Genomic DNA, 12,367 nt, shown 5'->3' with positions numbered 1-12,367 from the left:
GGCTGGCCTGCTCCGTGGCAGTCAGCTGTCGAGCGTCGACTATAGATGTCGGCACCGGCGCCTGGCTGCGGTCTGGACGAGATTCAGTCGCTGACCGCCTGCGGGTGGGCGCTCACTCGGCGTTCGCCGCCGGCGCCGGCGGCCATACCCCCGGGGCCAGGACGCCCAGGACGTACGCCTTGGCGACCAGGGCGGCGCGGCCCTGGACGCGCCAGCGGCGGGAGAGGCGGGTGAGGTGGTAGTTGACCCCGTCGACCGTGAGGCCGAGCCGGCTGCCGATGGCGGCGGTGGTGGCCCCGGACGCGGCCAGCGCGAGGATGCGGGTCTCGACGGGGTTGGCCGCCGCACGGGCCGGGGCCGGGGCGGGCGGGTCGTCGTGGACGCGGAGCAGGGCCAGCAGGGCGGGCAGGTGCTCCGACGGGTCGCCGACGGGATCGACCGTCAACTCGCCCTCCCGCTCGGCGCCGACCGCGCCGACCCGCCAGCGCACCCCGACCGGGTACCGGGACCTGCGGCCCTGGCGCAGCGCGTCGACCAGGCGGTCCACCTGCGCCTGCGAGCGGGGGCGGAAGAGGTCCAGCAGGTTGCGGCCGCGCAGCCGGCCGGGGGCCGCGCCCCACTCGGCGGCCATCGCCGGATTGGCGATCAGCACCTCGCCGTGCGCCGTGCACACCGCGACCGGCACGGGAATGCGGTCCAGCAGGATCAGGAAGTGGTTGTGCCACGAGCCCCCCTCGTACGGGCCCGCCGGGCCGCCCGCCATCGTCTCGTCCATTGCCCCTTCTCCGGTCCGGCCGCAAGAGCGGACAGCGAAAAACCACTGCACAATCATGCAGTTACCCGGCGTCGCACGGTACCCCGGGCGGGTCACGCTTGAGTCATGACCGAGACGATCACGTTCGCACCGTCCGACGCGGCCGAGCGCCTTCCCGAGGAGGTGCCGGTCGTCGACGTGTCGGCCGCCGGCCTCAGCTCCACGCCCCTCCAGCAGGCCATGGACCAGGCCCGCGAGCACGGCCCGGTGTTCCGGCGGCGGCTGCACGGCCACGAGACGACGTTCGTCTCCTCGCTGGAACTGGTCACCGAGCTGGCCGACGAGGAACGCTTCGCCAAGGGCATCGCGGTCGCGCTGGACAACGTCCGCGAGTTCGCCGGCGACGGCCTGTTCACCGCGTACAACGACGAACCGAACTGGGCCAAGGCGCACGACATCCTCATGCCCGCCTTCGCCCTCGGCTCGATGCGCACCTACCATCCCGCGATGCTGAAGGTGGCGCGCCGGGTGCTCGCCGCCTGGGACCGGCGCGCGGCCGACGGGACACCCGCCGACGTCCCCGACGACATGACCAGGATGACGCTGGACACCATCGGCCTGGCCGGCTTCGGCTTCGACTTCGAGTCGTTCTCCCGCGACACCGCGCACCCCTTCGTCGAGGCGATGGTCCGCTGCCTGGAATGGAGCATGAAGCGCATCGGCCGCACGCCGGACGGCGACTACACCGAGGAGGACGCCGCCTTCCGGGCCGACGCCGACTACCTCGCCTCGGTCGTGGACGAGGTCATCGCCTCCCGTACCGGCGAGGACGGCGGCGCGCACGAGACCTCCGACGACCTGCTCGGCCTGATGCTCGGCGCCACCCACCCCGCCGACGGCACCACGCTCGACCTGGCCAACATCCGCAACCAGGTCATCACCTTCCTCATCGCCGGCCACGAGACCACCTCGGGCGCGCTGTCCTTCGCCCTCTACCACCTGCTCAAGGACCCGGCCGCGCTGCGCCTGGCCCAGCGCGAGGCGGACGAGCTGTGGGGCGACGACACCGACCCCGACCCGTCCTTCGAGGACATCGGCCGGCTGCCCTTCACCCGCCAGGTCCTCAACGAGGCGCTGCGCCTGTGGCCCACCGCCGCCGCGTTCAGCCGCCAGGCCCGTACGGACACCCTGCTCGGCGGCCGCTACCCGCTGAAAGCGGGCCAGCTGGTCACCGTCCTCACCCCGATGCTGCACCGCGACCCGGCCTGGGGCGACAACCCGGAGCTGTTCGACCCCACGCGGTTCGCGCCGGACGCCGAGGCGGCCCGCTCCCCGCACGCGTACAAGCCCTTCGGCACCGGCGAACGCGCCTGCATCGGGCGGCAGTTCGCGCTCCACGAGGCGACGATGCTGCTCGCCATGCTGGTACACCGCTACCGCCTCATCGACCACGCGGACTACCAGCTGCGCATCAAGGAGACACTGACCCTCAAGCCGGACGGTTTCACACTCACCCTCGGCAGGCGCACGGCCGCCGACCGGGCGGCCCTGCGCGCGGCGCTGGCGGTACTGCCAGACGGCGCGGCCGAACAGGACGGCACGCGGCCCGGCGCGGACGACGGCCTGCCCACGCGGGTCCACCAGGACACCGCCCTGCTCCTCCTCCACGGCACCAACTACGGCACCTGCCGCGACTTCGCCGAGCGCATCGCCGACGAGGCCGCCGGCCTCGGCTTCGCCACCGAGGTGGCCCCGCTCGACACCGCGGCCGACGCGCTCCCCACGGACCGCCCGGTCGTCATCGTCGCCGCCTCCTACAACGGGCAGCCGACCGACGACGCGGCGCGCTTCGTGCAGTGGCTGGAGAGCACACAGGCGCGCGCCGAAGGCGTGCCGTACGCGGTCCTCGGCGTCGGCGACCGCAACTGGGCCGCCACCTACCAGCGCGTACCGACCCTGCTCGACGACCGCCTCACCGCCCTCGGCGCCGAGCGGCTCCTCCCGCGCGGCGAGGCCGACGCGTCCGGCGACCTGAACGGCGCCGTCAAGGCGTTCACGGCGGCCCTGCGCACCGAACTGCTCGTACGCTACGGCGACCCGGCAACGGCCGGCGCGGACGCCGCGGCCGGCGCCACGGACACGTCCTACACCGTCCGCGAGGTCACCGGCGGCCCCCTGGACGCCCTCGCCGACCGCCACGGACTCCAGCCGATGACCGTCACCGAGGCGTACGACCTCACCGCCCCCGGCCACCCCCGCGTCAAGCGCTTCCTGCGCCTCGCCCTGCCCGACGGCGTCACCTACCGCACCGCCGACCACCTCGCCGTACTCCCGGCGAACGGCCCCGCGGCGGTCGAGCGCGCGGCACGGGCACTGGGCGTGGACCTCGACACCGTCCTCGACATCCGCGCGGGCGCCGGGCGCCCGAGCCGGGACGCCCTGCCCGTCGACCGGCCGCTGACCGTACGGCAACTGCTCACCCACCACGTGGAACTGGCCGCGCGCCCCACCCCCGAGCAGCTCACGGCCCTCGCCGCCCACAACCCCTGCCCGCCCGAACGCGCCGCCCTCCAGGCCCTCGCCGCCGACGACACCCGCAGCGTCATCGACCTCGTCGAGGAGCACCCGGCCCTGCGCGGCGCACTGCCCTGGCCCGTCATCCTCGACCTGCTTCCGGCCCTGCGCGTCCGCCACTACTCCCTGTCCTCCTCACCCGCCGCCGACCCGCACCACGCCGACCTGATGGTCTCCCTGCTCCCCGGCGGCACCGGCTCCGGCCACCTGCACACCCTGGCGCCCGGCGACACCGTCCTGGCCCGGGTCCAGCCCTGCCGGGAGGCGTTCCGCCTCGACCCGGCCGACCCGGCACCGGTCATCCTGGTCGCGGCCGGCACCGGCCTGGCCCCCTTCCGCGGCGCCGTGGCCGACCGCCTGGCCGCCACCGGCCAACTGCCCCCCGCCCTTCTCTACTTCGGCTGCGACGCCCCCGACGCCGACTACCTGCACGCCGACGAACTACGAGCCGCCGAGACCGCCGGCGCGATCTCGCTCCGCCCGGCATTCAGCACCCGCCCCGAAAACAACTGCCGCTACGTCCAGCACCGCATCACCGCCGAGGCCGACGAGGTCGCAGCACTGCTGGACGCCGGGGCCCGGGTATACGTCTGCGGCGACGGCAGCCGCATGGCACCCGGCGTCCGGGCAGCCTTCCGCGAGCTGCACAAAGCCCGCACAGGCGCCACCGACGAACAGGCCGAGGCTTGGCTCCGCACCCTGACGGCCGCCGGCCGTTACATAGAGGACGTGTACGCAGCAGGCTGACCGCCGATACCACTGCGCGGCTTGCGCCCCGCCCCTACCTCGGCAGGAGGCGGGGCGCTTCGTCACGGGATGCGCGTTGAAGCGGCAGGCCGGACGCACGCTTCCGTGCGCCCCTCCGCGCCGGTGCCGGAGCCGGTCTGCTCTTGGTTTCTTTCCGTGGAACAGGGCATCTCTCCACTGCCGTGAACAGGACGGCAAGGACATGAAGGAGGTACCTCGTGCACGGACTCCGTATGGCGGTCCTGGCCGACGACGGTAAGCACGCCGGCCCGCCGAGCGACAAGCCGTGGACACCACCGCCGGACCCGCCGTCCCCGGACGGCAACGGCAAGGTGCTCATGGACGAAGAGCTGAAGCTGTGACGGCCGTTCCCCCGCGGGTGCACGAAGGCCAGGCCGCGCTGGTCGGCAAGCTGGCCGGGTGCGGCCTGCTCGTGCCGCCGTGGCGGGAGATCTGGGAACGCGTCCCCCGCGAGCACTGGCTGCCGGAGCAGGTCTGGGTCCAGCGGCCGGACCGCTGCGAGCCCGTGACCGACGCGGACGCGCGGTACCGGTTGGTCTACAGTGACTCGCCCGTGGTGACCCAGGTGGACGACGGCCGGGCCGGCGGCCCTGGCGTGGCCAGCTCCTCCAACTCCATGCCGTCCATGGCCGCGAAGATGCTCGGCCTGCTCGATCTCCGGGACGGGATGACGGCCCTGGAGATCGGTACGGCGACCGGCGACCTGGCGTCGAAGCTGTGTCTGCGCCTCGGTGACGCGAACGTCACGTCGGTCGAGATCGACGAGACCTTGGCGGCGCGGGCCCGTGACAACCTCGCGCGGGCCGGCCTGGCGCCTGCCGTCCACGTCGCGGACGGCGCGGCCGGGTGGGCGCCGGGTGCGCCGTACGACCGCGTCATCGCGACGTGCGCGCTGCGCACGGTCCCGCCCGCGCTCCTGCGCCAGCTGCGGCCGGGCGGTGTCCTGGTCGCCCCGCTGGTGCGTGACTTCTCTTCGGGGCTGTTGGCACGGTTCGTCAAGGACGCCGCGACCGGGGCCGTCACGGGCTCCTTCCATGGCGGCGCCTCGTACATGCCGATGCGCGCCCACCGGTCCACGGTGTCGTCGGCCGTGGACGGGACCACGCCACAGCGCTGCCACGAACTGCCCGACGGGCGGCTGGACGCGTTCACGGGCCTGGCCTTCGGCCTGTATGCCGGCGCCCGCCTGCCGGGGGTGCACATGACCGGGTCGTCCGACCGGCTCTTCCTCTGGGACGGGGCCGGCTCGGGGGTACTGGCCGAGGAGGGCTGGGCCGCGGTCTACGGCCGCGAACGCGACCTGTGGCAGGAGCTCCTGGAGGTCCGGCGGGAGTACGTCGCGGCCGGCCGGCCGCCGCTTGGCGACTTCGGGGCGACGGTCGCCGAAGCCGGGGAGCTGCGGGTCTGGCTGCGTACACCGGACGCCGTGGTCGAGCCGGCTCGTGTCGCTCCCGCGCTGCGGCCCTGACCGGTTCGGAGGCGAGGGCACCCGGGAGCCGGCCCCGCGCACGGGGTCTGGCTCCCGCCGTCCGCCGGCGGCAGTCTGGACGGTGGCGGGGCGGGGCTCCGCCCCGTGGCCGGCGATTCACCTGGGGGGACGCCATGACCCGTGCTCTGATCATCGGTGGTGGCATCGCGGGAGCGGTGACCGCGATGGCCTTGCAGAAGGCGGGCATCGAAGCGGAGGTCTTCGAGGCGTACCCGTCCGGCGCCGACGACGTCGGTGCCTTCCTCGTCGTTTTCGCCAACGGGCTGGAGGCGCTGCGCGTCATCGGCGCCCATGGCACGGTCGTGGCCAACTCCTTTCCCGCCGAGCGGGTGGAGTTCCTCAGTGGTACGGGCAAGCGGCTCGGCGAGCGTCCGCTGGCGGGCGCCGCAGGTGAGGCGGGCATGGGCCCCCGTACGCTCACCCGTGCCACGCTCTACCGGGTGCTGCACGACGAGGCGCGCCGCCGGGGGATATCCGTGCGGCACGGCAAGCGGCTGGTCGCCGCCGAGACCGTCAGCGACCGGCGGGTGGTGGCCTCCTTCGCGGACGGCAGCCGCGCCGAGGGCGACCTGCTGATCGGCGCGGACGGCATCCACTCGGTCGTCCGCAAGATGATCGACGCGGCGGCGCCCCGCCCCCGCTACACCGGCCAGAACACCGTCTGCGGCTACACCCGGGACGTCAAGCCGCCGTCCGCGCCCGACACCTACACCATGATCTACGGTAGGCGGGTCTTCTTCGGCTGTACCACGGCGCCGGACGGCGAGGTGTGGTGGTTCGCCGACGTGCCGGGCCCCGAGCGGTCCCGCCAGGACCTGGCCGCCGTCACCGCGGACCAGTGGCGGCAGCGGGTCGCCGCGCTCCTGGCCGGCGACCGCGGCCCGGCCGCCGACGTCGTCCGCGCCACGGGTGACCACATCGTCGGCTCCCACGCCTACGACCTCGCGACGACCCCGCAGTGGTACTCCGACACCATGGTGATCATCGGTGACGCGGCGCACGCCGCCGCGCCCAACGCGGCCCAGGGCGCCTCGATGGCGATCGAGGACGGCGTGGTCCTGGCCAAGTGCCTGCGCGACCGGCACGAGCCCCGGCGGGCCTTCGCCGCGTACGAGGAACTGCGCCGCGCCAGGGTGGAACGGGTGGTCGCGCACAGTGCCCTCATGGCCCGCCGGGCGGCGCCGGGTACGCTGCGGCGGGTGGTGCGCGACGTGCTGCTGCCGCGCAGCGTCGGACGCGGCGGCGACGGCGCCGACACGTGGCTGACCGGCTACCGCATCGAGTGGTGAGGGCGGGCGGCGGCCGGCACGTCCGGGCCGGTCCGCGCGCCCGTGAGTCGAGGAGTGAAGGTTCGTGACAGGTCTCGCAGGGCTTCTGCGGACGGGAGTACTGGGCGCGGCCGCACCCGGAGTCCGCTACCGCGACGTGGTGGCCCGCTGGGGCGAGCCGGACGCGTTCGCCAGTGAGGCTCCGGATCCGGTCTACTGCCTGTACGGCGATCTGGAGCTGGGGTTCACCGGAGCGGGAAGGCTGTGGCATCTGCAGGTCGAGTCCGGTGACCGTGCCGTCTCCCTGCCCAGTGCCCCGGGGCGGCGCACGCGTGAGCCCGTTCCGACGTTCGACCGGACGGTCGCCGAGCTGGCCGAAGACGGCTACCGGGTCACCGAGTGCACGCCTTTCGACCCCGAGGAAGTCTGGTATCGCGTCGACCGGTCCGGAGTGCTGTTGCGTTGGGACGCGGTGGACGGGCCGATGAGGGTGCACAGCACAGCCGTGGGCGTCTAGGGCGTGCTTGGCTGCCGCTCGTCGGCGGCCCGTAGCTGGACGATCACCAGTGCCACGCCCGCCACCACGAAGTTCCGCGTGGCGGCTTCCAGGCCGTTCCAGCTCTGTGACTGCCACATGGAGAACCACTCGCCGCCGATGGCTATGAAGCCCGCGCCGAAGAGCAGCAGCACCATCAGCAGGCCGGTGGTGCTCCAGCGCCGCGCGCCGGTGTGTCCGGCGCCCCGGCGCAGTGCCTGTGCCCACAGCACGGTTGCCGCGACGAGGAGCAGCGCCGCGACCGTTTCCCAGGTGATGATCAGGACGTAGGCGATGTTCTGGAGTGTGCGGGACTCTATGGCCCGCCACATCAGGTCGGGGTCCTTGAAGGTGGTGTCCATGGCCAGGACGTGCTGGACGAACGCCTGGTTGGTGCCGAAGTCGGTGATGTTGCCGAACGCGACGAGCGCCATGTAGAGCGCGACCGTGCCGGTGAGCACGGTCGCCGCGAGCGCAAGGGCCTGCGGTGGTCTGGTGGCGGGCATGGCCGGTCCCCCTGGTGTGCCTGGTCTGCGGTGGAGTGCTGACCTGGGCACTTTAGGGGCACCTTCAGCCGGATGGCAGGGCCGCCGTCGCTATCAGGACCGTGCGCGCCGGCACGGTGCGGACGTCCCCGGTCCTGAGAGGGGCCGAGGACGCCGGGGCGCCGTCCGGGGCCGTGGTGTCCAGCACCACTTCGTACACCGCGCCGAGCCGCCCGGGAACCGGGAAGTCCACCGCGTCGGCGCCGGAGTTGAGCAGCGCCAGGAGGTCGGCGTCCGGTGCGGGCGCGCGGTCCCCGGCGAGCAGGAAGGCCAGGAAGCGGGTGGCCGGGTCCTGCCAGCGGGCCGGGGTCATCGGGCGGCCCTCGCGGTCGTACCAGGCGATGTCGGGGGGATCGCCGGAGCCGGTCAGGAAGGTGGTGCGCCGGAGTGCCGGGTGCTCGCGTTGGAGGGCGACGGCGCGGCGTACGAAGTCGGTGAGCGGGGTGGGGGACGACCAGTCGTACCAACTCGTCTCGTTGTCCTGGCAGTAGGCGTTGTTGTTGCCGCCCTGTGTGCGGCCGAGTTCGTCGCCGCCGTGGAGCATGGTGCAGCCCTGGGAGAGCAGGAGGGTGGCGAGCATGTTGCGGCGCTGGCGTTCGCGTACGGAGATGATGGCCGGGTCCCTGGTCGGGCCTTCGGCGCCGTGGTTGGCGGAGCGGTTGTCGTCCGTGCCGTCGCGGTTGTTCTCGCCGTTGGCCTCGTTGTGCTTTTGCGCGTAGGTGACCAGGTCGGTCAGGGTCATGCCGTCGTGGCAGGTGACGAAGTTGATGGAGGCGTCGGGGCCGCGCCGTTCGGGGGCGTACAGGTCGGCGGAGCCGGCGATCCGGCTCGCCAGGTCGCCGACGGCCGGGCGGCCCCGCCAGAAGTCGCGGACGGTGTCGCGGTAGCGGTCGTTCCACTCGTTCCAGCCGGGCGGGAACCGGCCCACCTGGTAGCTGTCGGGCGCGCCCACGTCCCACGGTTCGGCGATCAGCTTGACGCGGCCGACGACCGGGTCCTGGTAGAGCAGGTCGAAGAAGGCGGCGAGGCGGTCGACGTAGCCGTACTGGCGGGCGAGCGTCGCGGCCAGGTCGAAGCGGAAGCCGTCCACGTGCATCTCGGTGACCCAGTAGCGCAGCGAGTCCATGATCAGGCGCAGTACTTCGGGGCGGCCGGCGTCGAGGGTGTTGCGGGTGCCGGTCGTGTCGACGTAGCGGGCCGGGTCGGCCGGGTCCAGGCGGTAGTAGATCTCGTTGGCCAGGCCGCGGAAGCAGAGTGCCGGGTCGTCGGGCGGGCCTTCGGCGGTGTGGTTGTAGACGACGTCGAGGATCACTTCGATGCCGGCGGCGTGGAGGGTCTTCACCATGTGCTTGAAGTCGGTGATCTGGCCGCCCTCGTGCCCCGCCGCGCTGTACGCGGCGTGCGGCGCGAAGAAGCCGATGGTGGAGTAGCCCCAGTAGTTGGTCAGGCCGCGGTCGAGGAGGAACGGCTCGGGGAGGAATTGGTGCACCGGCATCAGTTCGACGGCTGTCACGCCGAGGCGGTTGAGGTGCCCGGTGACGGCGGGGTGCGCCAGTCCGGCGTAGGTGCCGCGGAGCGGCGGGGGTACGTCGGGGTGCCGCGCGGTCAGCCCCTTGACGTGCGTCTCGTACAGGAACGTCCGCGACCACGGGTGGCGCGGCGCCCGGTCGTCGCCCCAGTCGAACGCCGGGTCGGCGACCAGCGGCAGGAGTGCCCGTTCCCCGACCGGCTTCAAGACCTTCGCGTACGGGTCGAGCAGCAGCTTGGAGGGGTCGAAGCGCAGGCCGCGCCCGGGTGCGAACGGGCCGTGCGCGCGGTAGCCGTAGCCCTGGCCGGGGCGTGCGCCGGGCACGTACGTGTGCCAGATGTCGCAGTCCACCGCCATCGGGACCCGCCGCTCACCGTCCTCGCCGAGCAGGCACAGCTCGACCGGGCCGCCGTACGCGCCGGCCGAGGAGTACACGGCGAAGGAGGTGCCGGAGCCGTCCCAATGGGCGCCGGGGCGGTACGGATCGCCGGGTACCGGAGGGGCGGCCATCAGTCGTAGCCGCCGAACATGAAGAGGGACGCACGCTGGTCGGCGGGGTTCATCAGCCCGTGCAGGTTGCCGCCCTTGAGGAGGGCGAGGTGGCCGGCGGGCAGCCGCCGCACCTCGAAGGAGCGCACCCGGCTGCCGGAGTCGGCCCAGTCGCCGATCACCATCAGCCCGTCGCCCTCCAGCATCAGGAAGACTTCCTGGTTGTCGCGGTGCCGGTGCAGGCCGATGCCGCAGGCCGGGTCCAGGACGTGCAGGTCCATGTAGGTGACGGCGAGGAAGGGTTCCACGTCGCCGCTCGCGTGCCCCTTGTTGCCGTACGCGTCGAGGTTGTACGGCTCCAGGGCGCGCCGCAGGTCATTGCTGCCGGCCCAGCGGCCGTACTCGCTGAACAGGGTGCGGAATTCGAGGAATCCGACACCGCCGTGCGGGTTGGCGCTGGTGCCCACGCCGAGGTAGTTGTCCCAGCCGCGGATCTTCATCTCGAAGCCCAGGCGTACCGATCCGGAGGGTGGGTCGGCGGACCCGGCGCCGTCCGGGCTCGCGGTCCAGCGCACGTCGACGTAGCAGGGGAGTACGGGGTGCATGGCGTGCCGCGGGGCGACCAGACGCAGGTCCTGGTTGGTCAGCTGGTCGCGGAGGAAGTCCTGGCCCAGCCCCGTGACGAGGTCGGGGCTCGGTTGGAGCAGCCCGGAGTCCAGCGCCGCCCGGCCGCGCGGGCCGAGGAGGTCGCGCAGCCCGTCGTCGACCCGGCCCCACAGCTCGACGGTGTAGAAGTCCGTCTCCTCGTCGTACGGCACCCGGACCGGCACCGGGCGGCTGCCCTGGACGGAGAGCACGCAGCCGATGGCGTCGCCGAGCTGGCCCGCCTCGCGCCACAGCGCGGAGTCGGGGCCGCCCCGGTAGGAGAGCTGGAGGAACGGCCCGCGCCAGTCGCCGACCTCGGCCCAGCCGCGCACCGCCCGGGTGTCGGCGAGGGTGAAGTCGCGGACGTTCTGCTTCTGGAAGTCGGTCTTGTCGTCCTGCTGTGTCGGGTCCAGCTGGTCCTGGTTGGGGGAGGAGGGGCCGTACAACTGGAGTGTGCGCAGCGGGTAGAGGTACTGGAGCGAACCGGGCTCGTACAGTTCGCGTTCGGCGGCGAAACGGGTGCGCTCGACCAGGCCCAGCAGCTTGAGCAGCGGGTTGTCCTCCGCGTAGTCCGGGGGTTTGACCGGGTCGACGCGGAAGACCGAGTCGGTGTGCACGATCTTGGGCATCGCGGGACCGCCTCAGGTGGTGTGGTAGAGGAACGCGACGAATTTCAGCGGCTCGGTGCCCGGGTTGCGGATGCCGTGCACGCCGCCGCTCTTGGTGTAGAGCACGCTGCCCGGGGTGACCGGCAGCTCCCGGCACTTGACCGGGCCGATGCCGAAGACGGGCCGCTCGACCAGCGGGTAGGCGGCGGTCGTCGGGTCGTCGCCGTCGCTCATGTACGCGGTGCCGGTGCCGGAGACGACGTAGTACAGCTCTTCCGAGCCGATGTGCCGGTGGGTGCCCTCCACCGCGCCGGGCGGCACCGTCACCTCGTGGAAGAACACCAGGTCACTGCCGAGTTCGCGTTGGAAGAGCCAGCGCATCTGCACGATGTTGTCGTCCCTGCGGTCCGGGTTGCCCTCGTCGGTCATGGCGTTGCGGTAGCTGACCGGCTGTATCCGCGAGGCGTCGGGAATGAAGAAGCCGCGCTGGAAGTCGAGGAGGTAGTTGCTGTCGGCGACGGTGTTGCGGGGGTCGCTGGGCTCCTGGGAGCGCGGTTCCTGGTGGGAGCGGAGGTAGGCGTTGTCCCACTGCGGGTTGCCCAGCCGCTGGCCCGTCGGGTACAGCACGCCGTCTTCGCGGAAGGCCATCGCCACCTCGGTGACCGAGCCGAGCAGCGGGGACAGCTGCGGCACCCGCGTGATCGGCGCGTCGCGGCCCATCAGGGGCAGCACCCGGTGGTCGTGCGCGGTGCCGTCCGGCGGCTCCAGGGTCTCCCAGATCTCCGCGGCGTACGCGCCGATGACCGGGTCCCAGTGCAGGGTGACGATCGCCTCGGCGGAGTCCGCCGGGTCCTCGCCGGTGACCTTGAGCCACGCCTTCGTACGGGGCCCCAGGCGCCGGTTGAACTCCCTGGCCTGCTCGACGAGGCGGATGCCGGAGTACTCGATGCGCAGCATCGGGCACAGCTTGCCGCCGCCGAGGAAGACGTCGCCCTTGATGGCGGTGCCGTCCGCGGAGCCGCGCACCTCGGCGACGTAGTAGCGGTAGCGGGAGGAGCGCGTCGCGTTGAGGTAGCGGGCGTGGTAGATCCGGTCGGGGTAGAAGACGACGCGGAAGATCTCGTTCTCGGGGTGGGTGTAGACCTCGTCGAAGCGGCTGTCCAT

At 72.7% G+C, this 12,367-nt stretch carries 10 protein-coding genes; 5 read left to right on the top strand and 5 right to left on the bottom strand.

Annotated features, from left to right (window positions below):
- Nucleotides 1–112: 112 nt before the first annotated feature.
- A complete protein-coding gene (locus tag ACH4OW_RS12460; protein WP_398027166.1) occupies nt 113–775 on the bottom strand; it encodes a PAS domain-containing protein in 663 nt (220 codons plus the stop codon).
- Nucleotides 776–880: 105 nt separating this feature from the next.
- Here ACH4OW_RS12460 and ACH4OW_RS12455 point away from each other — a divergent pair, with 105 nt between their 5' ends.
- The 5 genes from ACH4OW_RS12455 to ACH4OW_RS12435 all read left to right on the top strand — a co-directional run bounded on the left by ACH4OW_RS12455 (nt 881) and on the right by ACH4OW_RS12435 (nt 7,370).
- The gene (locus ACH4OW_RS12455) at nt 881–4,075 is read left to right on the top strand and encodes a bifunctional cytochrome P450/NADPH--P450 reductase (RefSeq protein ID WP_398027164.1); all 3,195 of its coding nucleotides are present in this window, start codon (nt 881–883) and stop codon (nt 4,073–4,075) included.
- Nucleotides 4,076–4,293: 218 nt separating this feature from the next.
- Nucleotides 4,294–4,437 carry a hypothetical protein gene (locus ACH4OW_RS12450; RefSeq protein WP_360130385.1) on the top strand — a complete coding sequence of 48 codons (144 nt, stop codon included), beginning with the start codon at nt 4,294–4,296 and terminating at the stop codon, nt 4,435–4,437.
- The gene (locus ACH4OW_RS12445) at nt 4,434–5,564 is read left to right on the top strand and encodes a methyltransferase domain-containing protein (RefSeq protein ID WP_398027162.1); all 1,131 of its coding nucleotides are present in this window, start codon (nt 4,434–4,436) and stop codon (nt 5,562–5,564) included. The genes ACH4OW_RS12450 and ACH4OW_RS12445 overlap by 4 nt, the downstream gene beginning before the upstream one ends.
- A 134-nt stretch (nt 5,565–5,698) precedes the next feature.
- The gene (locus ACH4OW_RS12440; RefSeq protein ID WP_398027160.1) at nt 5,699–6,874 is read left to right on the top strand and encodes an FAD-dependent monooxygenase; all 1,176 of its coding nucleotides are present in this window, start codon (nt 5,699–5,701) and stop codon (nt 6,872–6,874) included.
- A 64-nt stretch (nt 6,875–6,938) separates the two neighbouring features.
- Complete coding sequence (locus ACH4OW_RS12435; protein ID WP_360130376.1) at nt 6,939–7,370, top strand: hypothetical protein; 432 nt, start codon at nt 6,939–6,941, stop codon at nt 7,368–7,370.
- Here ACH4OW_RS12435 and ACH4OW_RS12430 read toward each other — a convergent pair.
- The 4 genes from ACH4OW_RS12430 to ACH4OW_RS12415 all read right to left on the bottom strand — a co-directional run bounded on the left by ACH4OW_RS12430 (nt 7,367) and on the right by ACH4OW_RS12415 (nt 12,367).
- The gene (locus ACH4OW_RS12430) at nt 7,367–7,894 is read right to left on the bottom strand and encodes a DUF2165 domain-containing protein (RefSeq protein WP_398027158.1); all 528 of its coding nucleotides are present in this window, start codon (nt 7,892–7,894) and stop codon (nt 7,367–7,369) included. The two genes, ACH4OW_RS12435 and ACH4OW_RS12430, sit on opposite strands and share 4 nt — an antisense overlap.
- Before the next feature lie 64 nt (nt 7,895–7,958).
- Nucleotides 7,959–9,971 carry a glycogen debranching protein GlgX gene (glgX, locus tag ACH4OW_RS12425; protein WP_398027156.1) on the bottom strand — a complete coding sequence of 671 codons (2,013 nt, stop codon included), beginning with the start codon at nt 9,969–9,971 and terminating at the stop codon, nt 7,959–7,961.
- Nucleotides 9,971–11,224 (bottom strand): hypothetical protein, encoded by a 1,254-nt coding sequence (locus ACH4OW_RS12420; RefSeq protein ID WP_398027154.1) that lies wholly within the window; start codon nt 11,222–11,224, stop codon nt 9,971–9,973. Before ACH4OW_RS12420 ends, glgX begins: the two co-directional genes overlap by 1 nt.
- Before the next feature lie 12 nt (nt 11,225–11,236).
- The gene (locus tag ACH4OW_RS12415; protein WP_398027152.1) at nt 11,237–12,367 is read right to left on the bottom strand and encodes a cupin domain-containing protein; all 1,131 of its coding nucleotides are present in this window, start codon (nt 12,365–12,367) and stop codon (nt 11,237–11,239) included.

This window comes from Streptomyces sp. NPDC017056 (genome assembly GCF_044332485.1).
GTDB lineage: Bacteria > Actinomycetota > Actinomycetes > Streptomycetales > Streptomycetaceae > Streptomyces.
This window is presented reverse-complemented; position numbering and strand designations above follow the sequence as displayed.

What these genes read in the sequence shown, in the direction of transcription:
- ACH4OW_RS12460 (WP_398027166.1), bottom strand. Translation starts at nt 775, where the DNA reads ATGGACGAGACGATGGCGGGCGGCCCGGCGGGCCCGTACGAGGGGGGC.
- ACH4OW_RS12455 (WP_398027164.1), top strand. Translation starts at nt 881, where the DNA reads ATGACCGAGACGATCACGTTCGCACCGTCCGACGCGGCCGAGCGCCTT.
- ACH4OW_RS12440 (WP_398027160.1), top strand. Translation starts at nt 5,699, where the DNA reads ATGACCCGTGCTCTGATCATCGGTGGTGGCATCGCGGGAGCGGTGACC.
- ACH4OW_RS12430 (WP_398027158.1), bottom strand. Translation starts at nt 7,894, where the DNA reads ATGCCCGCCACCAGACCACCGCAGGCCCTTGCGCTCGCGGCGACCGTG.
- glgX (WP_398027156.1), bottom strand. Translation starts at nt 9,971, where the DNA reads ATGGCCGCCCCTCCGGTACCCGGCGATCCGTACCGCCCCGGCGCCCAT.
- ACH4OW_RS12420 (WP_398027154.1), bottom strand. Translation starts at nt 11,224, where the DNA reads ATGCCCAAGATCGTGCACACCGACTCGGTCTTCCGCGTCGACCCGGTC.
- ACH4OW_RS12415 (WP_398027152.1), bottom strand. Translation starts at nt 12,367, where the DNA reads ATGGACAGCCGCTTCGACGAGGTCTACACCCACCCCGAGAACGAGATC.